The following is a 25,892-nucleotide window of genomic DNA, read 5'->3' on the forward strand; positions in this document are numbered from 1 at the left end:
GTAACCTGAGAGCACCATGCACATACTGATGTTCAGCGACCAGCACGCCGACTCCCTCGGCGGAGTGCAGGTCTCCATTCGGTTGCAGAAACGATTTCTTGAACTCGCCGGGCACCGTGTCACCGTTGTGGCACCGAAAATGCACCGCGAGCACTCGGGCAGCGCCGACTATGTCGACACCCCGTCGGTTCCGATCACCCTCGATCGCGAGTACTCGGCGACGCTCCCGAGCCGTCGCATTGACCGGTTCCTCGACGAAGAGATGGCCACCCGGTCGCCGGTCGATATCGTGCACGTGCAGGCCGACTACTGGGGCGCGATGCTCGGGTACCGCTTCGCGGCGCGTCATGGCATCCGCTCCGTGCATACCTTTCACAACCACATGGAGTTCGGGCTGGAGCAGGTTGTGCCTTTCCCGACAGTTGTCATTCGGGCGCTGTTGTGGTGGCAGCACCGTGTGCTTCGGCCGCGGCTCTCGACGCTCCCGCCCAGCGCGTGGAGCTACCTCGATGAGCTCGCCGCTCGAGCGTCGGCGAGTGTGGCGCCGAGTGGACATTTCGCCCGGCTGCTGGAGTCGCACGGAGTCGGTAGTGGCATCGACGTGATCTGGACCGGTGCCGACGACGCGCTCGTTGACGACGTACTCGCGGCGCCTGCGCCTGCGCCCGCGACCTCGACTCGGCCGTTGTTCGTGTGGATGGGGCGGATGAGCGCCGAGAAACGCGTGATGGAGTATCTCGAGGCCATTCGGCTGGCGGGCGTCGACGCCGAGTTTCGGCTCTACGGCGCTGGCCTCCTCCTGAAAAAGGCACAGGCGTTCGTGCGGGAGAACGGGCTAGAGAATCGAGTCGTGTTCGCCGGGAAGGTGCCCTACCGCGATGCCCTGGCGGCCATCGCTGCGGCCGACGCGCTCGTGCAAACCTCGATCGGCTTCGAGACCCAGGGGATGACCGTGTTCGAGGCCGCAGCGCTCGGCACCCCGTCGATCGTGAGCGACCCAAATATCGCGGGCGAGCTGCCCGACGGTATTTACTGGCAGCCGGCCGACGGAAGCGTGCCTGCGCTGGCGGATGCTCTCCGGCACGCGGCAGCGGACGTCGCGTCGGGTTCGCGGCTCGTCGTGGAGCCGCAGGCCAGTCTCGAGTTTCGGCAGAGCTACCAAACCGCCCGAATGATCGAGGTCTACGAGCGGGTGCTGCCGGCGTCACGCGGCGAACGTGCGCCGGACACGGAAAAAGGCTCGAGGTAAGGGCTGCGGGTCCCACGGCTTCCGTCGCTCGCGTCGATGTCCTTATGTGCGGGTGGTGGCAGGGCTGCGTGGTGGTGGCAGGGCTTTCCGTGTCGTCGAGTGGCAGGGCCGCCTATGTCGCGCGTGGCTGTCGCTCGTGTGACGCTGTGTTGCGGCTCAACGTGACCAGGCGCGCAACCTGACGGACGATGGGGATATGACCCGTCACATCCGCTTCAATGCTTTTGATATGAACTGCGTCGCTCACCAGTCGCCCGGTCTGTGGCGTCATCCCGACGATCAGTCTCAGCGTTACACCGACCTCAGCTATTGGACGGAGCTCGCGAAGCTGCTTGAGCGCGGCAAGTTCGATGGGCTGTTCATCGCGGATGTGCTCGGAACCTATGACGTGTATGGCGGCAGCAATGAGGCCGCGTTGCGCAACGGTGCGCAGGTGCCGGTGAGTGACCCACTGCTGCTCGTGTCGGCCATGGCTGCTGTGACTGAGAACCTGGGCTTCGGCATCACGGCGGGGACGGCGTATGAGCACCCGTATCCGTTTGCGCGGCGGCTCTCGACGCTCGACCACCTCACCAAGGGGCGGGTCGGCTGGAACGTCGTCACCGGTTACCTGCCGAGCGCCGCGCGCAACATGGGGCACGAAGACCAGATCGAGCACGATGAGCGATACAACATCGCTGACGAGTACCTCGAGGTGCTCTACAAGCTGTGGGAAGGCTCGTGGGAGGACGACGCCGTTGTGCGCGACCGAGAGACCGGTGTGTTCACCGACCCGACGAAGGTGCACGAGATCGGGCACTTTGGTAAGCACTACACGGTGCCGGGCATTCACCTGGCCGAGCCGTCGCCGCAGCGCACCCCGGTGATCTTCCAGGCCGGTGCGTCGGGGCGTGGCATCCAGTTCGCCGCCGAGAATGCCGAAGCCATCTTCGTCGGCTCACCCACCAAGGCCGTGCTCAAGGCCACCGTGTCAAAGATTCGGGATGCTCTCGAAGCGGCCGGGCGCGACCGGTACAGCGCGAAGATTTACCAGCTCGTCACCGTCATCACCGACGAGACCTCGGAGAAGGCGCAGGCTAAGCACGAGGACTACCAGAAGTACGCGAGCGTCGAGGGCGCCCTCGTCTTCATGTCGGGCTGGATGGGCGTCGACCTGTCGCAATATGACCTCGACGACCCCATCGGCGATGTGAAGAGCAACGCCATCCAGTCGGCCGTCGCCAACTTCCAGGCCGCGGCCGAGGACGGCAGCGAGTGGACCGTGCGCGACATCGCGGCGTGGGCTGGCATCGGTGGACTAGGCACCCGCATCGTCGGCTCGGGCAGTGAGGTCGCCGACCAGTTGCAGTCGTGGGTCGAGGAGACCGATGTCGACGGGTTTAACCTCGCCTACGCCATCACGCCCGGATCGTTCGAGGACATCGTCGAGTTCGTCATCCCCGAGTTGCAGAAGCGCGACGCGTACCCCACCGACTACACGCCGGGGACGCTGCGCAACAAACTGCACGGTCGCGGCGACCGGCTCCCGGCCGAGCACAAGGGTGCATCGTTCAGCTACAAGGAGCGCGTCGCGACCGCATAGCGCCGCACCCTTGAACTACACCAGGTGTGCGCTTAGGGTCGAGGCGTACTCGCCGACGGTGTGGAGATAGCGTGACAGGGCTTGACGATGGCAGCGGTCAATCGCAACCGTTCGGCTATCTGATCACGGCCATCGCGATCGGGTGGATGACCTTCTTCGCGCTTGCACCTCGGCGGCGGCCGCGCTGGCTGGCCCAGGTGAGCTTTCAGTCGGGGCTCCTGGTCAGCGAACAGCCGTTTTACCCGTTCTATCTCCTTCTCGGGCTCACGCTGCTCGCTCAGGTCGAGGGTGACCTGAGCACCGAGGTGGGCGGTTTGGCACTGGCGCTCTCCGCAGCGATTGTCCTTGGCCTCGCAACTCTCGTGATGAGGTCGACCCGAACGGCTGGTGTGCTCGATCGAGCGCTTGATCGTGGGCTGGGACACGACGGGCGTGAGCGGGCGGGCAACGCCCGGCGTCGCGGAATCCCGCTCGGCCACATTGTCTTCGCGCCATTTTTCACCAGGCGTCACGACGTCCGGTGCATCCGCAACATCCGCTATGGCGACGCGGGTCGGCACAATTTGCTCGACTTGTACTGCCGACGGACGCGTCCACAGGGCGGCGGCGTGTTCATCTTCTTCCACGGCGGCGGGTTCTCGTCCGGTCGCAAGAGCTTCGAGTCTCGCGTCCTGCTCAACACCCTGGCCAGTGCTGGCTGGGTCTGCATCAGCGCGAACTATCGGCTGGGCCGCACTGCCCGGTTCCCCGACCACCTGGTGGACGCGAAGAAGGTGATTCGCTGGGCGCGCCAGCACGCGAGTGACTACGGTGCCGACGCATCGGCGCTCGTCGTCGGCGGCAGTTCGGCGGGCGCCCACCTCGCGTCGATGTGCGCTCTCACTCCGGACCGACCCGAGTTTCAGCCGGGATTTGAGGGGGCCGACACATCGGTGTCCGCCGCCGTGTGCCTGTATGGCTGGTTTGGGGCGGTGAGCGATCACGCGACCGGGTCGTCACCGCACGACTATCTCCCGACAACCGATAGATCCGCTGTACCGCCGTTTTTCGTCGCACACGGAAACCACGACACGTTGGTTCCGGTCGAGAGAGCTCGTGATTTTGTCGCCCGACTGCGGTCCGAGTCCGACGCTCTCGTCGTCTACGCGGAGCTGCCGGGTGCGCAACACTCCTTCGACCTCTTTCACTCGATCAGGTCCGACCTTGTCGTTCGCGGGATCGGCTCGTTCCTTGCGGCTGTCCTGATACCGAGTCGGCGATGACCGCCGTGAGCGAATGAGCCGAATGTCACTGTTGTGGCTGTCAAGGCCTTGGCCAGCGCGCCGCCCGAGCGTAGGTTCGCATCATGAGTGACGAACGCGATATCCAGGACCAGCTGAAGATCACGGACGCTGACGCAGAGGTCAGCCCCGCCGATCGCACGGAAGCCGGCGCGAACACCGGATCCGAATCCACCGAAGGCAATGTCGGAGTGCTTGGCGACGTCGCCCACCCCTTCGACCAGACCAATGGCATTGTCGACGGGTTCGACGAACGTCTCGCCCAGGACGGCGACCCCGTCACCTCGGCGGGTGGCGTCGATTCGTCGACAGATGAGACGACGGATGCTGTCGGTACGGACGCGGGAACTTCCGGTCGGCACGCCGCTCCGGTGACGAACGGTTCCGTGGCGCCCGACGATGACGACTCGCTGACCGCCGACGACACGGTTCGCTGACCCACCCTGCGCCGATCGCGCCACGTTCATTCGAGCGGGTCAGAAATCTCGCGCCGGTCGGGCGGACCTCTCTGGCGCTGTTGGACGAACGTGGCGCGGTCGACGCCGCGGCGCGTTAGCGCTTGAGTGCCTCGCGCTCGAGCGAGAAAAGTCCGATCGGGAGGTCGGTGCGTCCGCGCGTCGACAGGTCAGCCACAATGTCGCCGACAACGGGAACAAACTTGAAGCCGTGGCCGCCGAAGCCGGTGGCGACCGTCACCTGCGAGTGCTCGGGATGCAGCCCGAGCATGAAGTGGTCGTCGGGTGAGCTGGGGTAGAGGCACGTGCTCGCCGCGAGCAGGCGGCCGGTGAGGTGCGGAAAGAGTTCGAGCGCGCGCGACTGCATCTGGGCGACCTCGAACGGCAGCACCTCGCGATTGACGGCGTCCGGGTCGGTCGGCGTGTGATCGTGGAAGAACCCGATCTTGATTCCGGGCGTCTGGCCGGGCACCATCGGGAACCCGTAAACCTGTTCGTTGCCGTCCGTGTGCTCGATAAAAACCGGCTGCGTCCCCACCGAGTAGTCGTCGAGGCTCGGAGTGCCTTCGGAGGCATCCGGCGCGAACCAGTACACGACCTGGCGCTCGGGCGACACCGGTGCGCCCACCTCGCCGAGCAGGCGCTCTGACCAGGCGCCGGGCGCCACGACGAGCCGGTCAGCGCCGTAGCGTCCCCGGGTCGTGACAACCTCGGCCCCGCCGCCCTTCGTCGCGGTCCACGACAGCACAGTCTCACCGAAGTGCAGCTCGGCACCGTGCATCGTCGCCACTTGGATGTTCGCTGCCGTCGTCTCCTCGGGGTTCACGAACCCGGCGTTCTGCTCAAACAGGCCCATCGCGTGCGGTGCCGGGCGCATCGCCGGGAACCGCTCGGTGATCTCCTCACTCGTGAGCACCTCGTGGGGGAGTCCCCAGTGGTGCGCCGATGCGAGTGCACCGGTGAAGGTTTCCTCGTCCGGGTCGCCGATGTAGATGCCGCCGGTGAGTGTCATGAGCGACCGCTCAGACTGCTCCTCGAGCCGCCGCCACCCGGAGTATGCGCGACGAAGCAGCGGCACATACTCACGACCCTCGAAGTACGACTGCCGAATGATCCGGGTGCCACCGTGCGCCGAACCACGGTCATGGCTTGGCCAGAACCTCTCGATGCCCAGCACGCTGTGGCCGCGTTGTGCGAGCGCATTAGCTGCGGCACCGCCCATCGACCCGAGCCCGATCACGATGACGTCGACGTTGTTCACGGTGTCCCTTTGTGGTGAGAAGGCGAGCGGATGCCGTTCGCTCACGGCGTGCGGACGTCTCCCAGCTTAGAAGCTGGCGCTAATCCACAGCGCTTGGTAAACTTGAGTCAGACAGACTCAACTTTGAGGAGAAACATGCAGCCTGGACAGCAGCCGCAGGGCGAGCAGAAGAGCGCCCTCGAGCAATACGGCGTCAATCTCACCGATGTGGCGCGAACCGGAAAACTCGACCCGGTCATCGGTCGTGACGCGGAAATTCGACGGGTCAGCCAGGTGCTCACGCGCCGCACCAAGAACAACCCCGTGCTCATCGGGGAGCCCGGCGTCGGTAAAACCGCCGTCGTGGAGGGGCTCGCCCAGCGCATCGTCGCGGGTGACGTCGCCGACTCACTCAAGGGCAAGCAGCTCGTCTCACTCGACCTGGCGGCCCTGATCGCCGGCGCGAAGTACCGTGGTGAGTTCGAGGAACGACTCAAGGCCGTGCTGCAGGAGATCAAGGACGCCGAGGGCGAGATCATCACCTTCATCGATGAACTGCATACCCTCATGGGTGCTGGCGCCGGTGAGGGCAGTGTCGCGGCGTCGAACATGCTGAAGCCGATGCTAGCGCGCGGTGAACTGCGCATGATTGGCGCGACGACCCTCAACGAGTACCGCGAGTACATCGAGAAGGACGCCGCCATGGAGCGTCGCTTCCAGCAGGTTTACGTCGGCGAGCCGAGTGTCGAGGACACGGTCGCCATTCTCCGTGGGCTCAAACAGCGGTATGAGGCCCACCACAAGGTTGCGATTGCCGACTCTGCCCTCGTGGCAGCGGCATCCCTCTCCAATCGATATATTCCGGCTCGCCAGTTGCCCGACAAGGCGATCGACCTCATCGACGAAGCCGCGTCGCGGCTGCGGATGGAGATCGACTCGTCTCCCGTTGAGATCGACGAGCTGCAGCGCAGTGTGAACCGGCTCAAGCTCGAAGAACTCGCGCTCAAGAAGGAGAAGGACGAGGCCTCCAAGCAGCGCCTCGCCAAGCTCCGCGAAGACATGGCGGAGAAGCAGACCGAGCTTGATGGCTTGAAGGCCCGTTGGGAGAAGGAACGCTCGAACCTCAACCGGGTGGGCGATCTCAAGACCCAGCTCGACGAGATGCGATCGCGCCGGGACCGTGCGCTTCGTGAGGCGAACTACCAGGAGACCTCGCGGCTCGAGTACGAGGTCATCCCGAAGATCGAAGCCGAGATCAAGGAAGCCGAGCAGGCCGAGAACGACGGGCCTCTTATGGTCAACGACCAGGTCACCTCCGACGACATCGCGGCCGTCATCGCCGCCTGGACCGGCATCCCGGTCGGCCGACTGCTGCAGGGTGAGACCGAGAAGCTGCTGCACCTCGAGGCCGAGCTGGGCAAACGACTCGTCGGGCAGAAGCAGGCCGTGCAGGCGGTCTCTGACGCCGTTCGCCGCACCCGCGCGGGTATCTCCGACCCGAACCGGCCGACCGGATCCTTCATGTTCCTCGGCCCGACCGGTGTCGGCAAAACCGAGCTCGCCAAGGCGCTCGCCGAGTTCCTCTTCGACGACGAGAAAGCCATGGTGCGCATCGACATGTCGGAGTACGGCGAGAAGTTCTCCGTCTCGCGACTCGTCGGTGCCCCTCCGGGATACGTCGGCTACGAGCAGGGTGGCCAGTTAACCGAAGCCGTTCGTCGCCGACCGTACTCGGTCGTGCTCTTCGATGAAGTGGAAAAGGCACACCCCGAGGTGTTCGACGTGCTGCTGCAGGTGCTCGACGACGGCCGGCTCACCGATGGCCAGGGTCGCACCGTTGACTTCCGCAACACGATCCTCATCCTCACCTCGAACCTCGGCTCGCAGTACCTCGTCGACCCCGACCTGACGTGGGCGGAGAAGGAACAAACAGTTCAGCAGATCGTCCGCCAGTCGTTCAAGCCCGAATTCATCAACCGGCTCGACGACATTGTCGTCTTCTCCGCGTTGAGCGAGGATGACCTCGGCCAGATCGTCGAGCTCTACATCGACAGGCTGCAGCGCCGGTTGAACGAACGCAGACTCGAACTCGCAGTGACCCCGGATGCACGGCGCTGGCTCGCCGAGCGAGGCTACGACCCGATTTACGGGGCGCGCCCGTTGCGCCGGCTCATGCAGACCGAAATCGACGACCGGCTGGCTATGGCACTGCTCAGCGGCTCGATCCGCGACGGTGACACGGTGCGTGTCGACCTCGATTCGGCGAGCGATGCCCTGACGGTCGGCTCCGTTCCGGTGACCGCGTCTGAGGTTCGATAAGGAGACAAATATGAAGAGCGGATGCCATGGCATCCGCTCTTCTTATTTCGATTGTTTCTCTTGTGGGCTGGCCCCCCAACGGGTTTAGGCTCGGTACCCTCACGGATGGCGAGGGGAGCCTGCCATGAAGCACGAACACCATTTTGAGCCGCCGGATCACGACTCGGCGCCGGATCTCGAGAATGCGCGGGAGCGTATTGGCGACGAGATGATGGCGGTGCAGGACTTCTCTGTCGAACAGGAGGGGTACCACACCACACTCAAGCCCAGGCAGCTGCAGATGATCGCCATCGGCGGGGCGATCGGCACCGGTCTGTTCCTCGGAGCTGGAGGCCGATTGGCTTCCGCCGGCCCATCGCTCGTCTTCGTCTACGCGATCTGCGGGTTCTTCGCGTTCCTCATTCTGCGGGCGCTGGGTGAACTCGTGTTGCACCGGCCGTCGTCGGGATCGTTCGTCTCTTACGCTCGTGAGTTTCTCGGCGAGAAGGCCGCCTTTGTGGCTGGCTGGATGTATTTCCTCAACTGGGCCATGACGGCGATCGTCGACGTGACGGCCGTGGCGATCTACGTGAAGTTCTGGTCGGCGTTCACCGATGTGCCGCAATGGATTCTTGCCCTCGTCGCCCTGGCCATCGTGCTCTCGCTCAACCTCGTCTCGGTCAAGGTGTTCGGTGAGATGGAGTTCTGGTTTGCCATCATCAAGGTCATCGCACTCGTTGCCTTTTTGCTGATCGGGGCGGCGTTCCTCGCGTTCCAGCTTCCAACGGACGCGGGTGTTCCCGGCCTCGCCCTGCTGGCCGACAATGGCGGCTTCTTCCCGCAAGGCCTCTTGCCCGCGATCGTCGTGGTGCAGGGCGTCGTCTTTGCCTACGCCGCCATTGAGCTCGTCGGCACGGCCGCAGGCGAGACCGCCGATCCGCGCGCGATTATGCCGCGCGCCGTTAACACGGTCATTGTGCGAATCGCCGTGTTCTACGTCGGCAGTGTTCTGCTGCTGTCGCTTCTGCTGCCATACACCGAGTACAGCAAGAACGAGAGTCCCTTCGTCACCTTCTTCTCGAGCATCGGCAACCCGGCGGTCGCCGGAATCGCGGGCAACATCATGAACTTCGTCGTTCTCACTGCGGCGCTGTCGAGCCTCAACGCTGGCCTGTACTCGACCGGCCGCATCCTGAGGTCGATGTCGGTGAACGGTTCGGCGCCCAAGTTCACCGGTCGGATGAACTCGAGCGGCGTGCCATACGGCGGCATTCTCCTGACGGGCTTCATCACTCTGCTGGGGGTCGGACTCAACGCGATAGTGCCCGACGACGCGTTTGAGATTGTGCTCAACATCTCGGCCCTCGGCATCGTGACCGGCTGGGGGATGATCATCCTCTGCCAAATGAAACTGCAGCGCCTGGCCAAGAGGGGGCTGATGGAGCGACCGTCGTTCCGGCTCCTCGGTGCGCCGTTCACGGCATACCTGACGCTGGCGTTCCTCGTCGCCGTGCTTGTACTGATGGCGCTCGACTACCCGGTCGGCACCTACACGATCGGGTCGCTTGCCATCATCATCCCGCTGCTCATCCTCGGCTGGTTCGCCGCACGGAAGGGCATCCTCGAGATTGCGAAGGAGCGGGAGGGGTACACCGGGTCATTCCCCGTCATCCCCGAACGGCCGGGCATCGACAGCCGCAAGTCCCGCGGTGGTCGGACGCCCTGACCACCCGTCACATGACGAGCGACCGGTGTCCGTACGGAACACCGGTCGCTGTCGTTGGAGGGCGCTTTAGGCGCTGACGAGAACCAGCTCATCGAGCGGTCGTCGCACGCGCGGTGCCACCTCGCGCTCGCGCAGGACGTCGCTGGCGAGGGCCTCGGGGGCTCCGACGTAGCCGAGCGCGGTGACCGAGATCGGCTCGAGCGCGGCGTCAATGTCGAACGCGGCGCGTAGCCCGTCGACCTCGATGCCGCCCATCTGGTGCACGTGCAGCCCGTCGTGGTGAGCCTGCACGGTGAGGTTGGCGACGGCCTGCCCGAGGTCGTACTGGGCCCAGCGCATCGGGGTGCCGTCTTCGGCGGTGACCGCGGCGAGGTTGACGATGAGCACAGCGGCCGAGCCGGCCCAGGCCTGGTTGAAGCCCATCAAATTCTCCACGATCGTGGTGTGCTCGGCAGTTCCGCGACGGGCGACGATGAAGCGCCACGGCTGGGTGTTCGACGCCGACGCCGACCAGCGTGCGGCCTCGAGGGCTGCGGTGATCTTCTCGGCGTCGACCTCGAGGGAGGCGTCGAAGGAGCGGGGGCTCCAGCGTTCTGCAAGCACCTCGTGGATCGGTGCGCTGGTGACAGCCGTGCGGCTGAGTGATGACGTGGTCATATGGCTCCTCTGAATGAATCGATGGTGCGGTCGCCGTTGACCCATGCACATGCAAGGAAAAAGTGCCGTGGAAAATTCCACGGCACCTTCGCCTCTGTCACTGTATGACAGCATCCGCCTCATAAACCTCGAATGACACAGGATTGCGGATGCCATCGGCAGGGTTGACAACCATGCGACGGCTCCATGGGTTAACTAGTGAACTATAGAACCAAAGGTCGTGACAATGTTCACTGGGGAAATCCCGATCTACCAGCAGCTCGCTGATCGCGTTGCCGAAGACATTCTGGCCGGAACCTACCCGGAAGAAACCAGCGTGCCGTCGACCAACGAGTACGCGGTTTTCTACGAGATCAGCCCCATCACGGCCGCTAAGGGAGTGAACCTGCTCGTCGAACAGGGCGTGCTCTATAAGAAACGTGGCGTCGGAATGTTCGTGTCCCCTGGCGCACAGGAAAAGCTGCGCGCGAGACGGCGAGCACAGTTTGCCGAGCGGCACATCAGTCCGCTCGTGCGTGAAGCGCGACTGCTTCACATCGACAGAACCGAACTCGACGACTTGATCAGCCAGGAGGACAGCAAATGACGAACGCCATCGAAATCGACGCGGTGACCCGACATTTCGGTCGTGTGCACGCGCTCGACAACATCAGCTTCACGGTCCCGGAGCACTCGATTGTCGGGCTTCTCGGGCGTAACGGAGCGGGCAAGACGACAGTGATGTCGATCATGGCCGGGCAGGACCGACCAACGTCCGGGCACGTCCGGGTAGCCGGTCACGATCCGTTCGAACACGCTGCGACGCTCGCGCAGATCAGCTACGTGCGGGATAACCAGCGGTATCCCGACGATTACCGGCTGCACCACGTTGTGCGAATCGCGCCGGATTTCGCGCCGCACTGGAGCGAGGACATTGCCACTGAACTTGTCGAAGGCTTCCGGATCCCGGCGAAGACCCCGATCAAGAAAATGTCTCGCGGTCAGCTTTCATCGGTAGCGATCGTGCTCGGATTGGCTTCACGGGCTCCGGTCACTCTCCTCGATGAGCCGTACCTTGGCCTCGACGTCACAGGGCGAGCGTTCTTCCACCGGGTTCTGTTGCGTGATTACGGGGAGCACCCACGCACAGTGGTCTTCTCCACCCACCTCATCGACGAGAGTGCTTCGCTCTTCGACCGTGTCGTCATCATGGACGCGGGGCGCCTTGTCCTTGACGCAAACAGTGACGAGGCCAGCGAATCGGCATGGGTGATGAGCGGGGCAACCAACGCGGTCACTCAGCTCATCGGCACCGCGAACGTCCTGTCGACCAGCACCGTCGGTGGGCTGATGTCGGCCACCGGCTCCGGAGAGCTCGACACCGAAACGCGCGCACTGGCGGACGACCTGAGAGTTCACATCAACCGCGCATCCCTCCAGCAGCTCGTCGCCGCCTACGGAGCTGACCGCGCTGCATCTGACACGATTGACGAGGACCGACGAGCATGAGCACTGTGATTCCGACCACGAAGCTGCACCTCAACAAGCGGGAGGTCACCTTCGTCGTTCCGCTCTACATCACCGCACTGGTCGCTGTGGTGTCTGTCCTGATCTCGTTCCTGTTCTGGCGCGCCGGCAGTATTCCGGGCACCGCAGGCTGGGTGTCGGGCTCACAATCCAATCCGGGAATTCTCTATTCGCTTGCGGGTTTCCTCGTCTACCTGGGTGTGCAGTCGGTCGCGACGACGTTCCCCTTCGCCCTGACCCTCGGTGCTACCCGTCGGGGATTCGCCGGTGGCACCGTGCTCTGGGCCGTGCTGGTATCCGCCTATCTGGCGGTCGTCTTCGCTGTGCTGATGACGATAGAGGTCCAGACCGGCCACTGGTTCTCGGACTTCTACGTCTTCGATGTCTATGTGCTCGGGGCGGGCGACCTCGGTCGGCTCCTGCCGATTGTGTTTCTCGGGACGCTGTCGATGCTCACCATCGGCGGAGTGTTCGGTGGGGCCTGGGTTCGATTCGGGGCACGTGGTCCGCAGTTCATCGGCGTCGGGGTCGGGTTGCTGCTCGTCCTCGCCCTCATCGTGCTCATTCCGTCGGCCGAAGACATTCTCGCGGCGTTCCAGCTCTGGTGGCTCGCCGTTGCCGCCGTAATCGTCATCGCGCTGAGTTCGCTCGGCACCTGGCGGCTGCTGCGCACCGCGATCGTGCGCTGACCGCCACAACAGAGCGCCGGTGTCGTGGAGAAGTCCACGGCACCGGCGCCCTGTCACGCGCGAGACGGCATCCGTCGTCAACGCGCGGAAACCTCTGCGGTCAGGCGGTCGCCGGGGCCTGCGCAAGCGCCGGCAGCACGGTGCTTTCGAAGAGCTCAATTCCTGAGCGGTCGTACGCGGCTTCGGGGAAGTAGGTGATCGCGTATGCGAGTCCCTGGTCGCCCATCGACGAAAGCCGCTCGGTGATCTGCTCGGGTGTGCCAACGCCCAGTGCCTTGCCGCTCCGGTATTCGGCCATGAAGTCCGCGGCCTTGGCCTCGCCGAGGTACGGGGTGACGCGTGCCTGGATGGCGTCGAGGCGGTCGGCGACCTCGGCTTCGGTGTCGGCGATCACGACGTTGTAGTTTGAGCTGCGCACGATCTCAGAGAAGTCCCGCCCGAGCCGGTCGCAGTGCCCGCGGAGGATCTCGCTTTTGTGTGCGAAGCCTTCGGGGGAGCCGTCGAAGTTCGTGTACTGGGCGTACTGTGCAGCGATGCGAAGGGTGACTTTCTCGCCGCCGCCGGCAATCCAGAACGGGATGCCGTTCTCCTGTACGGGCAGCGGACGCACGATGGCGCCGTCGACCTGGTAGTGCTTGCCGTCGAGCGTGGCGGTGCCGGTCTCCCACGCTTGCTTCATTATCTGCACGCCCTCGTCGAGGCGACCGAGCCGGTCACCAGCGCTCGGGAACCCGTAGCCATACGCACGCCACTCGTGCTCGTACCACCCGCCGCCGATGCCCATCTCGACGCGTCCACCGGAGATGTTGTCGATCGTCGCGGCGACCTTCGCGAGGTAGGCCGGATTGCGGTAGCTCATGCACGTGCACATCTGGCCCAGCCGAACGCGTTTCGTGGTGGCGGCGAACGCAGACATCAACGTCCAGGCCTCGTGCGTTGCTTCTTCGCTCGGCACCGGGGTGGTGTGGAAGTGGTCGTACACCCAGATCGATTCCCAGGCGCCCGCGTCAGCGTGGGCGGCAAGGCTGGACATGGTGTTCCATTGCTCGGCAGGGTCAATATCTACAAGGTCAAAGCGCCATCCCTGTGGCACAAACATTCCAAATCTCATGCACGCCAGCCTATTGGTCGGTTCTACTGGGGTTCAGGGATTGACACAACAAATCCCCGCGGCGAAGCGGGCACCCGTCTCTATATGCTGTCGGGAGCTACAGGCGACCGCAGGCGACAGTGCGGCCATTCGGTCCAGAAGATATCACCATTGTGCCGGCGCCTATTGCCTTCTCGGTGCCGTCGAGGCGGATTTGTTTGACTATCACGGGCACAGAGCCGGTCACGGACGTTGCGACGCTGTAGGGGTAAAGCTGTACCTGCGGCCACCCCGTACTCGCTGTAGTCGTCGTTGCGACGGTGGAACCGTTGAGATACACGGCATAACCGGAAGTGTTTGGGTCGCCGGCGACCGGACTGTTCCATGAGTACTGAACATAGTTGCCGTTGTAATTCGCGCAGGACATCGCCGCGATTGGCGGGCTCAAAGTAGTCACCGTCACCGCTTGCGATCTAGCAGAAACGTTCCCGGCCTTATCGCGAGCCGCGACCTCGTACTTGTAAGACGTGCCGGCCGAGAGCAAGGCATCGCTGAAGGAAAGTGTCGCTACGGTTTTGATCAAGGTTCCATCGCGAAAGACGTCATAGCCCACCACTCCGACGTCATCGGTCGAACCGCTCCACGAGAGTTGCGTGGATGTTTGAGTTGTGTTTTTTGCGGTGAGGCTGGTCGGCACGTCCGGAGCCGTTGTGTCGACGAAGATGAGGCTAAAGGTCTGTGCATCGTTCATCGCGTCACAGATTTGCTGCTCATAGTGTGTGGCAGCAGTGGGTGCTACGCCTTGAATGACGGACAGGCACTTGCCGCTGTTTCGCGCGACGAACTGGTACTTGTTCTCCGCCACGGCAACCACACTGAATTGCTGATTCGTTCCCTGATTGGGCTGGTAAAGAATCACTCGGGCAGCGTTGGACCCTGCCACTCCTTCGACATCCCACACAACTGTCGGAGTGACCTTGGGTGCGACAGCGAAGTAGCCGGCGGGGTTAGTGCTGGTAAATGTCCATGATTGGCTGAGCGGCGCTTGACTCAGGCAGTCTTGCTGAGTCAAGGGCGCGAAATTGGTGGTCCCCCCAGCGTTGATGCACAATCCACTCTTGGTGTTGCGGACCTGGTAGTAACCGACCGGCGCGCTCACCGCAGGGGTTGTCACACTGAATGGCGCAGACGGCGTTGAGTTGCCCGCCCCATCTCGAGCGCGAATGACGTAGCTGTACTTCGTTGAGGGCTTGACCGTTAGGTCGGCGATAGACGTCGATGTCGTGGACCCAAGAAGGGTCGAGTCCCGATACACGTCGTAGCCGGTGACGGCAACCAGGTCACTCGAGGCGGTCCAACTGATCGTGGTCGAGAACGCAGCGGTTCCTGACGCCCGAAGGCCGACGGGCGCGGTCGGCGGCGCATCGCTGAAGGTCTGCGTCATCGGGGAACTGGCGGTGCTCGACCACGATCCACGAATCAGCGTCGTCTCCAGCGATGCGCTCACGCTGCCGCTAGCGAGTAGATTGTCGGCTCTCGAGAGGGACGTGAGAGCGCAATAGTGCACGGATGTCTGCGCAGCCAGCGTTCCCGTCAGTGCTATTTCCGGGGCGCCCCATGCATAGGACGGCGTGTTCGCCGGAAGGGTGCAAACGCCTGCTGTTGGCGTCTTCCACACTTGAACCTTGAGCCTGCCAGCGAATGTTGAGGAGGAAGGACCGGCTACCTTCGTCGTCGTCCTATAGTCGGCGGTGACAGTGCCGGTATTCGTGACTGTCGCGGTGTCTAAACGCGTCAACACCCCTGCAGAGAACGCTGCACTTGAAGACGTTGCGTTTGACGTGGCGGTGACGGTGCCTGCGGTTGCAATCTGCAGCTGTGCTTCTGAAGTGTCAGACCATAGCGCGTATGTCTGCCCCGTGTTCCCGGTTGCTCCAACTGCGAATATCGCAGCAATAGCGGCGGCCGCAACAAGGGGTCCTCGCACAAACCTGCGCCAAACACCGCGTCGACGCGCAGGCGTCGGTTCTGCGGGCAGGTTGGTCATCGCGAGGTCGGTCTCAACTTTCAGAAAAGGAAACTCGCCTTCAGCTTAGTCATGACGTCTGGGTAAAGACGCGAGCCGGCATACCCAGTTCGGGGCAGGCAGGCGGTCTCGCTTCGCGCGGCCGTCCAGCAAAAGGGACGTGTGCGCACACTCGGCTAAGAAAGGCTGGTGCTTTAGCCGATGAGACCGCGACCGGCCTTCACGATGTGCTCGATCCGAGCCGGCGCCGTCTCGTCCTGCAAGCTCGTCACGTCGCCGAGTGGGCGGGAGTCCGAGATATCGCCCAACAGTCGCCGCATGATTTTGCCGGATCGCGTTTTCGGCAGATCGGGAACGAGAATGATGTCGCGTGGTTTGGCGATGGGACCGATCTGCGCCCCGACGTGTGCGCGGAGTGTTGCGGTGAGTTCGTCGCGCAGACCGAGCCAGTAGGCGGGGTCGTCGGACTCAGGACCATGCGAACGCTCCGCAGGAATGACGTACGCCGCGATGGCTTGCCCGGTGATGGCATCCGTCACACCGACAACGCCTGCCTCGCCGACCGCCGGATGTGCGACGAGCGACGACTCAATCTCGATCGTGGACAGGCGGTGACCCGACACGTTGATGACGTCGTCGACGCGACCGAGTACCCAAATGTCGCCGTCGTCGTCCCACTTGGCGCCGTCGCCGGAGAAGAAGTAGCCCTGCTTCCAGAACCTGGCCCAGTACGAGTCGCGGTAGCGTTCGGGGTTGCCCCAGACCGAGCGTGCGAGGCCGGGACCGGGGCGATCGACGACGAGGTACCCTCCTTCGCCAAACGGCACCGCGTTGCCGTCGTCATCGACAACGAGCGTCGAGAGTCCGGGCAGGGCTCGGTTAGCGGAGCCTGGTTTGAGTGTTGAGACGCCGGGCATCGGGGCCATCACCGAGGCGCCGGTCTCGGACTGCCACCAGGTGTCGACGATTGGTGCTTTGCCTTGACCGATGTGGGTGTGGAACCAGACCCACGCTTCCGGGTTGATCGCCTCACCGACGGTGCCAAGCAGCCGCAACGACGAGAGGTCGTAGTCGGCGGGCACGCCATCGGGGAACCAGGTCATCAGCGTGCGGATGAGCGTGGGCGCCGTGTAGTACGTCGTCACGCCGTAGCGCTCGATGATCTCGAAGTGCCGTGCCGTGTGTGGAGTGTTCGGAGTGCCCTCGTAGATCACCTGAGTGAGCCCGTTCGACAGCGGTCCGTAGATCTCGTAGGTGTGCGCGGTAACCCAGGCAAGGTCTGCGGTGCACCAGTGCACGTCGTCGGGCTTGGCGTCGAAGATTGCCCAATGGCTCCACGACGCCTGGGTCAGGTAGCCACCCGACGTGTGCACAAGCCCCTTGGGCTTACCGGTTGTCCCCGAGGTATAGATGATGAACAGCGGCGTCTCGGCATCGAACGCCTCAGCGTCGTGCACATCGGCTGCTTCGTCGACGGTCTCGTGCCACCAGACGTCGCGTCCGTCAGTCCACGCGATGTTCGGGGTCGCATCGCCCGTGCGCCGCACCACGAGCACGTGCTCGATGCTCGGAACGCCCTCGACAGCGGCGTCTGCATTGTCTTTCACAGCGACCGCCGACCCGCGGCGGAACTGCCCATCGGTCGTGATCAACAGCTTTGCCCGGGTGTCCTCAACCCGGAACCGCAACGCCTCAGCGCTGAACCCACCGAACACCAACGAGTGGATCGCGCCGATCCGAGCAACAGCCAGCGTTGCGATGATGGTCTCCGGAATCACCGGCAGGTAAATGACAACGCGGTCGCCTGTGCCGATGCCGAGCTCGGTCAGGGCGTTTGCGGCCTTCGACACTTCACGCTGCAGTTCGGCGTAACTGATCGCCCGCCGGTCACCCGGCTCACCCTCGAAGTACAGCGCGATCTTCTCGCCCTTGCCCGCCGCCACGTGCCGGTCAACACAGTTCACCGCGACGTTGAGTTTTCCGCCGGCGAACCACTCGGCCTTCGGCACGGTCAGTTCGCCGTCGGCCCCTTCGGTGACCGGCTCCCAGGTGTGGGTGGTGTGCCAGGGCTCTGCCCAGTCGAGCCGGGCGGCCGCTTCGGCCCAGAACGCGGTGGGGTCCGCGTCCGCTTTCTCCCAGTCCGCGGCCGAGAAGTTGGCCTGTGCCGCAAACCCCTCGGGCGCTGGGTAACGTCGTGTCTCCGCGAGCAGGTTCGAGATCGTGGGGGCGGATGCTTCTGGCGCGGTCATTCTTCGACGTTACGTTCGGCAGGTGGCGGCCTCGAAATCGGGGTGCAACAGGAGGTAACCTGACCGCAAGTTGCTGACTATGCGGCAGTGGGGTGCGACACAACCCCTGCACTTTTTGCACCTCGCGGCGAGTGATCCTGACAGACTGATGGACATGTCTGCACAGAGTGTCCTCGTCCTTGGTGGAACCGGAATCATCAGCAGTGCCTCGGTGGCGCTCGCCGCCGAGCGCGGATGGGAGGTGACCGTGGTTAACCGCGGCAGGTCCGAAAGCCGCCCGCTCGGCGCTGACATCGAAACGCTCGAGGCTGATGTCCGCGATCCTGAGTCACTCTCGGCAGCGATCGGAAACCGAAACTTCGACGTGGTCGCTGACTTCCTCAGCTTCACTCCCGACCAGCTGCACCTCGACGCTTTTCGCGACCGCACGGGCCAGTACATCTTCATCAGTTCCGCTTCGGCCTATCAGAAGCCGCCCGCATACTCCCCGGTCACCGAGTCGACACCGCTGCGCAACCCGTTCTGGGAGTACTCACGCAACAAAATCGCCTGCGAAGACGTCCTCGTCGCCGAGTATCGGGCATCCGGTTATCCCATCACCATCGTTCGACCGTCACACACCTACGACCGCACCGCGCTGCCGACGTTGGGCGGTTGGACCGACATTGAGCGCATGCGTCGCGGGCTCCCCGTGGTCGTGCACGGCGACGGCACCACCCAGTGGACCATCACACACACTCGGGACTTCGCTGTCGGCTTCGTCGGGCTCTTCGGGCGCGACGCCGCGCTCGGCGACACGTTCCACATCACTGGCGACCAGGCACCCACCTGGGACGCGATTTACGCAGCACTCGGCCGCGCGGCCGGCGTCGAGCCCGTTCTCGTTCACGTTCCGAGCGACGCCATTGCGGCGGCAGCACCCGACTTGGGCCCCGGCCTTCTCGGAGACAAGGCCCACTCGATGGTGTTCGACAACAGCAAGCTCAAGGCACTCGTCCCTGACTTCCGACAGTCCACGTTCTTCGAGGACGGTGCACGCGAGATTATCGAGTGGTACGACGCCGACGCGTCGCGCCGTGTCGTCGACTCGCAGTTCGACGAGTTGTCTGACAGCCTGTTCCAGCGTTTCGGGGCCTAACGCGTTCCTTGTGCGGGCCGAGCGACGGTCGGAGTGACTACTTCCTGGCGGCCAAACGGTAACCGACACCTCGGACGGTCTCGATCCATCGTGGCTCGTCCAAACTGTCGCCGAGTTTGTGCCGGAGGTTGCTGAGGTGGCTTTCCAGCGAGCGCTTGTCTGTGTCCGTCACGTAATGCGACGACGACGCACTGTCACCGCGCGCGAGCAGCGCGAGGTCACCTTTGTTCTGCACGCGGCGATTTCCTTCCAGGACCGCGGCCAGGAGGTCGAACTCCGTGCGGGTGAGGTGCAACTCGGTGTCGTCGAGCACGGCCAGGCGCATGTCCGTGCTCAGTCGTAGTCCGTTGTGCTCGACCCAGTCTTCGGTGCTGCTCGCTCGATACGAAGCGGTGGTGCCAGGCTCCGAGGCGGGAATCATCGAGAGCTCCGTTTGAGGGGTGTCGGTCGGCTGCGGCAGGGGCGTGCGAGGGCGCCGAAGCATCGCGGCAATTCGCGCTCGAAGCTCACGTGGCCGGAACGGTTTCGTAAGGTAGTCGTCCGCGCCGGCCTGAAGACCGGACAACGTATCGATTTCGCTGTCGCGCGCGGTAACCATCATGAGGTAGGTATTGCTGAACTCCCGGATGCGTCTGGCGACTTCGAATCCGTCCATGCCCGACATGCTGAGGTCGAGCGTCGTGACAACCGGGTTGTGCTCATGAACGGCCTGAATTCCGTCGATGCCATTTCCGGCTCCGGCAACGTCGAATCCCGCCTGGGTTAATGTCACTTCGAGGAGGTGGCGAATATCGGCCTGATCCTCAATGACCACCGCAACTCGACGACCATCATCCAACGACCCCATCGTGACCTGCCCCCGCTCCAGATTCATTTGACGTAGTCACACTATGTGATCAGTGCTCACAAAAAGGGCGGGCAGATCGCGAGGGGTATTTCTGTTAGCATTCGCCGTCCAGCCCGGGGTGCGAGGAGGGGCAATCGCGAGGTACGGCGGAGATATCACGAAAAGCGGCTCGCACAGCCGAGATTGTGCGAGCCGCTTCTGTTACGGGTTACGCCCGGCGAAGCCGCCGAACGGCGACGAGCGCGCCGCCCATCAGGAGAAGTCCGCCCGCCACAGCGAACATCCATGCGTTATTGGTTCCCGTGGAGGGAAGCACGTCTGCAACCGGACTGCTGTCGGTCGCGGAAGGTGTCGGCGGAGTCACCGCAACCGGGCATTCGACGGGGGTCGCCGCACGAACCGCGGTCGTCGTCGTGGACGCCGGAGCTTCCGGCGTCCAGACGTTGGATGATGTGTCGAGGATCCAGTCGGTGCTGACTGTTGTCGTTGTTGTCGCGATGGACGTGCTCGAGCAGTCCTTCTCCTCGACAGGGATGCTTGTGACCACCGGAGCGGGCTTTGGTGGGACGACGACGGAAGGAGTGCAGCCGTCATCGACTCGGGTTAGTGTGCCAGCGAGGGTGGAGGTGAAGGTCAGTGTTTTCTCTCCATTGGCGAAGGTGTGGCCGTCGTCAGCGGTCGCAATCACGGAGTATGTCCCGGGGCCCACTTCGGCGGTGGGCGTCGACCAGGTGGCGTTCGTCACCGCACCGAGAACGAGCCGGGCGGGCGCGTCGCAGGTCGGCGGACGCACACTGACTTCCGCCACCGCATCCGCAGGCACAGAGGCCGCTGGGCAGGGATCAGTGGTTCCGTCGAACGTTCTGTCATAGGTCGTGCCGACGGCATCCACGATGATCGAGTAGGTATGGCCGACGGTGGTGCTGTCGAATGCGTAGGTGTCTCGGAACGATTCTCCGAACCGCTCTGCAGCCACTTCAATGTCATCAATGGAGACTGAAACGAGGTTGGGGTTGCTGTCTTCGGTGGTGGTCGAGTAGTTCTCGAAGTTGACCGAAATTCCTTCACAGCTGGCATCGACTTCGGGCGCATGCGCGCTTGCGGGGGCTGCGGTGGCGAGCAGCACCAAGGCGGCTCCTACGAGGACGCTCGCATTGAGTCCTGCGATTGCTCTTGTGTGGGCTTTCACAATGTCCTTTTCCGACGCGCACCCCGGGTGGCGGGATGCACGCCATGATTGAGGGTCAGGTGCGAGCGCAGAACCGCCGCATCGCAAACCCAGCCGCTTCATGCGACGGGTCTCGGGTGACCGGGCCGCACGGCAGAGAGGATCTTCCTCTCGCAGAATTCACCCTCCGGCACCCCCCATAAGGGGACCCCGTGAAAGGGTCTGGAGAAGCTCAAGATTTGCTCGGTTTTGAGTCTGTGCCGCCATGCGGCTGGCTGGTTATTGTCCGATGTCCGCGGGGAATCGAATTGCAGCCGACTCCCGGAAGCTAGTGCGCGGTCACCTTCGGGTGCCGTACCCGGTGCGTCGCGAGAATGAGGACAGCGGCAACGGCGACGCCCACGATCGTCTCGAGGCCCCGGTCGACAACCAGCGGGAGAACGGGTCTCGGGCCGTTGAGGAGCCCCATCCCGACCGTGAGCGGCGTCAGGAACAAGAGGGCAGAGCTGTAGTTACGCAGAACAACGAGCTCGGTGCCTGCCTGCAGGGCGACGAGGATCAGGATGAGCATGAGGCCCTGCGGTTGCCATCCGAACAGGAGGATCGCGACGAGTAACCCGATGAGTGTGCCGAGTACGCGGTGACTTCCCCGGATGAGCTGGCCAGACGTGGTCGCACCGACGACAGGAACAACAGCCGACACCATCGCCCAGTACGGGTGCTGCCAGCCGAGCGACAGCGCGATACCGCCCGCGATTCCGGCACCGAGGAAGCACATGGCGGCGTGCGTGACGATCAGCCGCCAGTCCCGAGGTGCCGGTCGCATCGCCGGGTAGGAGCCGGTGGCCTTGCCCGCAAGCCGTCGTCGAGCCCGAAGGCCCTGTTTACCGAGACCGGAGATCGCGGTCACGAGGAGGGTGAACGCCAGCGCGGACCCGGCGAGCATTGCGGCAACACCGACCCCGGGCCACGTGGTCGGCAGTGACGCCGACACACCGAGACCGAACACAAAGAACACTGACCCTGCCGGACGCCACGAGCGAGCATCAGCAACCACCGTGCCGAGCCCGGCCGCGATCGCGATGCAGAGGACGACCAGCCACGGCGACGCCTCGGCGGCGGACAGCGCCGCGCCGGCGATGATGAGCGCCACTTGACAGAGCCCGAACTCGGTCTGCACGACCATCCGTTGCAGCGGCGGTGCCATGCGGCCGTACACCGACGCCAAAGCGGCGAGCAACGCGTAGCCGGCGAGTTCGAGGTGATCGAGAGCAAAAAGCACGAGCAGCGGCGCAAGGATCGAAACCACAACGCGCAGCGCCACTTTGTGCGCACCGAGATGCGGACCAAACCGAACGAGCTCACGAGGGTCGAACAGAATCCCATCGGGGCGATATCGGTCAGCGTGCATGTGTTCCTTCTCGTTGCGCCCTCACGGAGAGCTCCCTCCAGCCTACGCGCGTGAAAGAGCAGCACATTCGCGCCCGACGCTCGACTAGCGCTGAGCTTTCGCCTCGACCGTCCGATGCCTGGGGCTGTCCGGATTCATCAGCGAATGACGCCGCCCGTACAAAAAGTAAATTGCGAGCCCGATCACGAGCCACACGCCGAAGCGAACCCAGGTTTCCCAGTGGAGCTGGATCATCAAAAAAGCGGATGCCACGACACCGAAAGCAGGAACCACCGGCATGAGAGGCAGACGGAACGTTCGCGGAGCATCCGGTTTCGTGTATCGGAAGACGATCACCGACGTACACACCACAACGAAGGCGGCGAGGATTCCGATGTTGGTGAGGTCTGCTACTTCCTTGATCGGAAACACTCCGGCGAGGAATGCCGACGAAATTCCGGCGATCCAGGTAACGCGTTGCGGGGTGCCGCGCTTGTCGGTGTGCGAGAACCAGGCAGGCAAAAGTCCGTCGCGACTCATCGAGAACCACACCCGAGTGACACCGAGGAGGAAGGTCAGCATGACCGTGAGGATGGACAGTACGGCGAACACGGCAATGATGGTGGCGATCACCGGAAGCCCGACGCTCTGGAACGCGGATGCGAAGCCGGCTGTTGGCGAGATGTCCTTGTAGTTCTGCATGCCGGTGAGCACGAGGGTTGCCGCGACGTAGAGCAGCATGGCGATGATGAGCGACAGGATGATGGCCTTGGGCATGTGCTTCTTGCCGTCGGTGGACTCCTCCGCTGCCGTGCTCATGGCGTCATAGCCGAAGACGGCGAAGAACACGGTTGCCGCTCCGGCGACGACGGGCCCGAATCCGCTTGGCATGAACGGGTTGTAGTTGGCCGTGTCGATGTAGAAGATCCCGAGCCCGATGATGAAGAGGATCAAAAGTACTTTGATCGCGACGGCGACCAGCTCGAAGCGACCGAATGCCTGGGTGCCTCGGCTGAGGATCCAGGTCACGAGCAGGCAGACGGCGATGGCGGGCAGGTTGACCACCCCACCACGTCCTTCGTCAAAGGTTGAGGTGAGCGCGGCCGGCATGTCGAGGCCGATGCCGTTGAGGAACGCCTCGAAATACCCGGAGATCCCGATGGCAACAACCGCGACAATCGCGATGTACTCGAGCAACAGATCCCAGCCGATGAACCAGCCGATGATCTCGCCGAGGGCGACGTAGCCGTAGGTGTAGGCCGACCCTGCGCGCGGGACCATTCCGGCGAATTCGGCGTACGACAGGGCGGCGGCGGCCGAGGCAAGCCCCGCGATGAGGAAGGAAATGAGCACGGCAGGGCCGACGCCCGGTGAATCTTCGCTCCCGGCAGCCACAAGCCCGGCCAGTGAGAAGATGCCGACTCCGATGATTCCGCCGACGCCGATGGCCGTGAGTTGCCAGAGACCCAAGCTCTTGGTCAGCCCGCTGTGTTTGTTCTCTTCCTCGATGTCTTCGATGGGCTTCCGCCGCAGAATCGACCGGTTGGAGTGTGTCGCAGTCATGAGGACCCCCTTGTCCGCCTTCGTTGCTCAGGCAGCGTCAGTATGGCAAGTGGGCCCACCCGCCGCAAGAACTCGACAGCGGGCAGATCAGGGGTTAAGCGCGGGCGTCTGTCGCGAGCTCAGTGCGAATGCCCTCGACAAAGGCATCGATGTCGGCTTCGGTCGTGTCAAACGAACACATCCACCGGACCTCGCGTTGTGCCGCATCCCAGTCGTAGAAGTGGAACTTTTCGCGCAACACCTCGATCGACTCGGCGGGCAGCGTCGCGAACACCGCGTTCGCCTGCGTCGGCTGACTGAACCTGAGACCCGTCACCGCACCGGTGGAAACCAGCTCGTCGAGCGCGCCCCGAAGCCGTGCGGCCATCGCGTTGGCGTGCTGGGCCGAACGCAGCCACAAGTCACCCTCGAGCAGGGCGATGAGCTGGGCAGACACGAAACGGAGTTTTGACGCGAGTTGCATGTTGAGCTTGCGAAGAAAAATCAGGCCATCGGATGCGGCGGGGTTGAGAACGACGACCGCCTCACCAAACAGGAGACCGTTTTTCGTTCCGCCGAACGAGAGCACGTCGACGCCGGCGTCGGTCGTGAACGCCTTGAGCGGGACGCCGAGCGAAGCCGCCGCGTTGGCCAGCCGGGCACCGTCCATGTGCAGCGCCATTCCATGCGCGTGGGCGTGGTCGGCGATGGCGCGCACCTCGTCGACCGAGTACAGCGTTCCGAGTTCGGTCGACTGGGTGATGGAGACGACGAGCGGCTGAGCGCGGTGTTCGTCACCCCAGCCCCATGCCTCGAGATCAATCAGCTCGGGGGTGAGCTTGCCGTCCGGGGAGGGCACCGTCAACAGCTTGATGCCGCCGACGCGTTCGGGGGCTCCGCCCTCGTCGACGTTAATGTGCGCGGTGGATGCGGAGATGACCGCTCCCCAGCGCGGAAGCATGGACTGTAGCGCGGTGACATTGGCGCCGGTTCCGTTGAAGACGGGGAACACCTCAACGCCCTCGCCGAAGTGCGAGGCGAAAACCTCCTGCAGACGGGCGGTGTACACGTCGCCGCCATAGGAGACCTGGTGGCCGCCATTGGCCTGGACGATCGCGTCGAGTACTTCGGGGTGTGCGCCCGCGTAGTTGTCGCTTGCGAAGCCGCGGAAGTTAGGGTCGTGGAGAATTTCAGTCACTCACTCAGCGTAATAGTCGTTCGTACTGTTCGTTGAGCACATCCCAGCCGTGTAGTTTGGCGGCTTCCCCGGTCATGGGCGGAATCTCAAGGCCCTGGGTGATGCCGTCGAGCGCGGTGAGGCAGAGGTGCCATCCCGCCGCGTAGCTGGCCGCGTTATCGCGGTCGTCGAACGTATGGCTGAGGCGAAGTACCGTCGCGTTCTCTGACGGAACCACCTCAAAATCGAGCGTGTCGTCGCCCCACGTGAGCGACAGCATCCGCCCGGGTATGACGGAAAGGACCTCACCTTGACTTTCTGGTGGTTCCTCGTCGTCGTCGTCCGTGGTGGATTCGGGGAGAGACACCGGGCCTGTCGCTGTGAGGTCGCGTGACGGGTGGTAGGGCGCCCAGCCGGCCACGCGATGGCGGTCGGTGAGTGCGTGCCAGATCTCAGGAATTGTCGCGGGAAGCACTCGCTCGAGCGTCAGCACAATGGCGTTGTCCAACGGTGCCACTCTGGCGTCGATCGGGTGCTGTGGTACCGCGGATTCGCTCATGAGATGTCCCCTCGTCAATCGCCG

21 protein-coding genes and 1 pseudogene are annotated in these 25,892 nt (G+C 63.8%); 10 read left to right on the forward strand and 12 right to left on the reverse strand.

Annotated elements, in window-relative coordinates; all coding sequences use genetic code 11:
* The first annotated feature begins 16 nt into the window (after window positions 1–16).
* The 4 genes from L1277_RS07170 to L1277_RS07185 all read left to right on the forward strand — a co-directional run bounded on the left by L1277_RS07170 (window position 17) and on the right by L1277_RS07185 (window position 4,548).
* Complete coding sequence (locus tag L1277_RS07170) at window positions 17–1,249, forward strand: glycosyltransferase (RefSeq protein WP_253375668.1); 1,233 nt, start codon at window positions 17–19, stop codon at window positions 1,247–1,249.
* Between the two features lie 196 nt (window positions 1,250–1,445).
* A complete protein-coding gene (locus tag L1277_RS07175; protein WP_253375669.1) occupies window positions 1,446–2,831 on the forward strand; it encodes an LLM class flavin-dependent oxidoreductase in 1,386 nt (461 codons plus the stop codon).
* Window positions 2,832–2,902: 71 nt separating this feature from the next.
* Window positions 2,903–4,093 (forward strand): alpha/beta hydrolase, encoded by a 1,191-nt coding sequence (locus L1277_RS07180; RefSeq protein WP_253375670.1) that lies wholly within the window; start codon window positions 2,903–2,905, stop codon window positions 4,091–4,093.
* An 83-nt stretch (window positions 4,094–4,176) separates the two neighbouring features.
* Window positions 4,177–4,548 (forward strand): hypothetical protein, encoded by a 372-nt coding sequence (locus L1277_RS07185; RefSeq protein WP_253375671.1) that lies wholly within the window; start codon window positions 4,177–4,179, stop codon window positions 4,546–4,548.
* 115 nt (window positions 4,549–4,663) lie between these two features.
* On the opposite strand, the gene solA is transcribed toward L1277_RS07185, so the two are convergent.
* A complete protein-coding gene (gene solA, locus L1277_RS07190) occupies window positions 4,664–5,827 on the reverse strand; it encodes an N-methyl-L-tryptophan oxidase (protein ID WP_253375672.1) in 1,164 nt (387 codons plus the stop codon).
* Between the two features lie 135 nt (window positions 5,828–5,962).
* Between solA and L1277_RS07195 the strand changes: the two genes are divergently transcribed.
* Together L1277_RS07195 and L1277_RS07200 are read left to right on the forward strand one after the other, a co-directional pair.
* Window positions 5,963–8,125 carry an ATP-dependent Clp protease ATP-binding subunit gene (locus L1277_RS07195; RefSeq protein ID WP_253375673.1) on the forward strand — a complete coding sequence of 721 codons (2,163 nt, stop codon included), beginning with the start codon at window positions 5,963–5,965 and terminating at the stop codon, window positions 8,123–8,125.
* 208 nt (window positions 8,126–8,333) lie between these two features.
* Window positions 8,334–9,830, forward strand: a complete 1,497-nt coding sequence (locus L1277_RS07200; protein ID WP_253375924.1) for an amino acid permease — start codon at window positions 8,334–8,336, stop codon at window positions 9,828–9,830.
* 66 nt (window positions 9,831–9,896) lie between these two features.
* On the opposite strand, the gene L1277_RS07205 is transcribed toward L1277_RS07200, so the two are convergent.
* Window positions 9,897–10,487, reverse strand: coding sequence for a nitroreductase family protein (locus L1277_RS07205; protein ID WP_253375674.1), 591 nt, complete (start codon window positions 10,485–10,487; stop codon window positions 9,897–9,899).
* 226 nt (window positions 10,488–10,713) lie between these two features.
* Between L1277_RS07205 and L1277_RS07210 the strand changes: the two genes are divergently transcribed.
* The 3 genes from L1277_RS07210 to L1277_RS07220 are packed head-to-tail and all read left to right on the forward strand — an operon-like array spanning window position 10,714 to window position 12,682.
* Window positions 10,714–11,073: a GntR family transcriptional regulator gene (locus L1277_RS07210; RefSeq protein WP_253375675.1), complete on the forward strand. Its 360-nt coding sequence runs from the start codon at window positions 10,714–10,716 to the stop codon at window positions 11,071–11,073.
* The gene (locus L1277_RS07215; RefSeq protein ID WP_253375676.1) at window positions 11,070–11,975 is read left to right on the forward strand and encodes an ABC transporter ATP-binding protein; all 906 of its coding nucleotides are present in this window, start codon (window positions 11,070–11,072) and stop codon (window positions 11,973–11,975) included. The genes L1277_RS07210 and L1277_RS07215 overlap by 4 nt, the downstream gene beginning before the upstream one ends.
* Entirely contained in the window at window positions 11,972–12,682 is a 711-nt protein-coding gene (locus tag L1277_RS07220; protein ID WP_253375677.1) for a hypothetical protein, read from the forward strand. The genes L1277_RS07215 and L1277_RS07220 overlap by 4 nt, the downstream gene beginning before the upstream one ends.
* A gap of 100 nt (window positions 12,683–12,782) precedes the next feature.
* Here L1277_RS07220 and L1277_RS07225 read toward each other — a convergent pair whose 3' ends face one another.
* From L1277_RS07225 to acs, 4 genes and pseudogenes are all read right to left on the reverse strand, one after another.
* Window positions 12,783–13,793 carry an LLM class F420-dependent oxidoreductase gene (locus L1277_RS07225; RefSeq protein ID WP_253375678.1) on the reverse strand — a complete coding sequence of 337 codons (1,011 nt, stop codon included), beginning with the start codon at window positions 13,791–13,793 and terminating at the stop codon, window positions 12,783–12,785.
* A 97-nt stretch (window positions 13,794–13,890) separates the two neighbouring features.
* Window positions 13,891–14,931: an RICIN domain-containing protein gene (locus L1277_RS07230; protein ID WP_253375679.1), complete on the reverse strand. Its 1,041-nt coding sequence runs from the start codon at window positions 14,929–14,931 to the stop codon at window positions 13,891–13,893.
* A 24-nt stretch (window positions 14,932–14,955) separates the two neighbouring features.
* Window positions 14,956–15,819 (reverse strand): annotated as a pseudogene (locus tag L1277_RS15835) (fibronectin type III domain-containing protein); the annotation flags it as partial.
* A 173-nt stretch (window positions 15,820–15,992) separates the two neighbouring features.
* Entirely contained in the window at window positions 15,993–18,047 is a 2,055-nt protein-coding gene (gene acs, locus L1277_RS07235) for an acetate--CoA ligase (protein WP_253375680.1), read from the reverse strand.
* A 154-nt stretch (window positions 18,048–18,201) separates the two neighbouring features.
* On the opposite strand from acs, the gene L1277_RS07240 reads away from it, so the two are divergent.
* Window positions 18,202–19,185, forward strand: coding sequence for an NAD-dependent epimerase/dehydratase family protein (locus tag L1277_RS07240; RefSeq protein ID WP_253375681.1), 984 nt, complete (start codon window positions 18,202–18,204; stop codon window positions 19,183–19,185).
* A 37-nt stretch (window positions 19,186–19,222) separates the two neighbouring features.
* On the opposite strand, the gene L1277_RS07245 is transcribed toward L1277_RS07240, so the two are convergent.
* The 6 genes from L1277_RS07245 to L1277_RS07270 all read right to left on the reverse strand — a co-directional run bounded on the left by L1277_RS07245 (window position 19,223) and on the right by L1277_RS07270 (window position 25,868).
* Entirely contained in the window at window positions 19,223–20,059 is an 837-nt protein-coding gene (locus tag L1277_RS07245) for a response regulator transcription factor (RefSeq protein WP_253375682.1), read from the reverse strand.
* 181 nt (window positions 20,060–20,240) lie between these two features.
* Window positions 20,241–21,158 (reverse strand): LPXTG cell wall anchor domain-containing protein, encoded by a 918-nt coding sequence (locus L1277_RS07250; protein ID WP_308215086.1) that lies wholly within the window; start codon window positions 21,156–21,158, stop codon window positions 20,241–20,243.
* A gap of 370 nt (window positions 21,159–21,528) precedes the next feature.
* Window positions 21,529–22,611 carry an FUSC family protein gene (locus L1277_RS07255; RefSeq protein ID WP_253375684.1) on the reverse strand — a complete coding sequence of 361 codons (1,083 nt, stop codon included), beginning with the start codon at window positions 22,609–22,611 and terminating at the stop codon, window positions 21,529–21,531.
* Between the two features lie 84 nt (window positions 22,612–22,695).
* The gene (locus L1277_RS07260; RefSeq protein ID WP_253375685.1) at window positions 22,696–24,153 is read right to left on the reverse strand and encodes an amino acid permease; all 1,458 of its coding nucleotides are present in this window, start codon (window positions 24,151–24,153) and stop codon (window positions 22,696–22,698) included.
* A 94-nt stretch (window positions 24,154–24,247) separates the two neighbouring features.
* Window positions 24,248–25,330, reverse strand: coding sequence for a low specificity L-threonine aldolase (locus L1277_RS07265; RefSeq protein ID WP_253375686.1), 1,083 nt, complete (start codon window positions 25,328–25,330; stop codon window positions 24,248–24,250).
* Window positions 25,331–25,334: 4 nt separating this feature from the next.
* Complete coding sequence (locus L1277_RS07270) at window positions 25,335–25,868, reverse strand: SRPBCC domain-containing protein (protein WP_253375687.1); 534 nt, start codon at window positions 25,866–25,868, stop codon at window positions 25,335–25,337.
* Window positions 25,869–25,892: the final 24 nt, after the last annotated feature.

Origin of the sequence: Okibacterium sp. HSC-33S16 (assembly GCF_024171565.1) — a bacterium.
Taxonomy (GTDB): Bacteria; Actinomycetota; Actinomycetes; order Actinomycetales; family Microbacteriaceae; genus Mycetocola_A.

Excerpts from the sequence above, each read along its gene's own strand:
- L1277_RS07170 (WP_253375668.1), top strand. The coding sequence starts at position 17 with ATGCACATACTGATGTTCAGCGACCAGCACGCCGACTCCCTCGGCGGA.
- L1277_RS07175 (WP_253375669.1), top strand. The coding sequence starts at position 1,446 with ATGACCCGTCACATCCGCTTCAATGCTTTTGATATGAACTGCGTCGCT.
- L1277_RS07185 (WP_253375671.1), top strand. The coding sequence starts at position 4,177 with ATGAGTGACGAACGCGATATCCAGGACCAGCTGAAGATCACGGACGCT.
- L1277_RS07195 (WP_253375673.1), top strand. The coding sequence starts at position 5,963 with ATGCAGCCTGGACAGCAGCCGCAGGGCGAGCAGAAGAGCGCCCTCGAG.
- L1277_RS07200 (WP_253375924.1), top strand. The coding sequence starts at position 8,334 with ATGATGGCGGTGCAGGACTTCTCTGTCGAACAGGAGGGGTACCACACC.
- L1277_RS07205 (WP_253375674.1), bottom strand. The coding sequence starts at position 10,487 with ATGACCACGTCATCACTCAGCCGCACGGCTGTCACCAGCGCACCGATC.
- L1277_RS07210 (WP_253375675.1), top strand. The coding sequence starts at position 10,714 with ATGTTCACTGGGGAAATCCCGATCTACCAGCAGCTCGCTGATCGCGTT.
- L1277_RS07215 (WP_253375676.1), top strand. The coding sequence starts at position 11,070 with ATGACGAACGCCATCGAAATCGACGCGGTGACCCGACATTTCGGTCGT.
- L1277_RS07220 (WP_253375677.1), top strand. The coding sequence starts at position 11,972 with ATGAGCACTGTGATTCCGACCACGAAGCTGCACCTCAACAAGCGGGAG.
- L1277_RS07225 (WP_253375678.1), bottom strand. The coding sequence starts at position 13,793 with ATGAGATTTGGAATGTTTGTGCCACAGGGATGGCGCTTTGACCTTGTA.
- acs (WP_253375680.1), bottom strand. The coding sequence starts at position 18,047 with ATGACCGCGCCAGAAGCATCCGCCCCCACGATCTCGAACCTGCTCGCG.
- L1277_RS07240 (WP_253375681.1), top strand. The coding sequence starts at position 18,202 with ATGTCTGCACAGAGTGTCCTCGTCCTTGGTGGAACCGGAATCATCAGC.
- L1277_RS07245 (WP_253375682.1), bottom strand. The coding sequence starts at position 20,059 with ATGAATCTGGAGCGGGGGCAGGTCACGATGGGGTCGTTGGATGATGGT.
- L1277_RS07255 (WP_253375684.1), bottom strand. The coding sequence starts at position 22,611 with ATGCACGCTGACCGATATCGCCCCGATGGGATTCTGTTCGACCCTCGT.
- L1277_RS07260 (WP_253375685.1), bottom strand. The coding sequence starts at position 24,153 with ATGACTGCGACACACTCCAACCGGTCGATTCTGCGGCGGAAGCCCATC.
- L1277_RS07270 (WP_253375687.1), bottom strand. The coding sequence starts at position 25,868 with ATGAGCGAATCCGCGGTACCACAGCACCCGATCGACGCCAGAGTGGCA.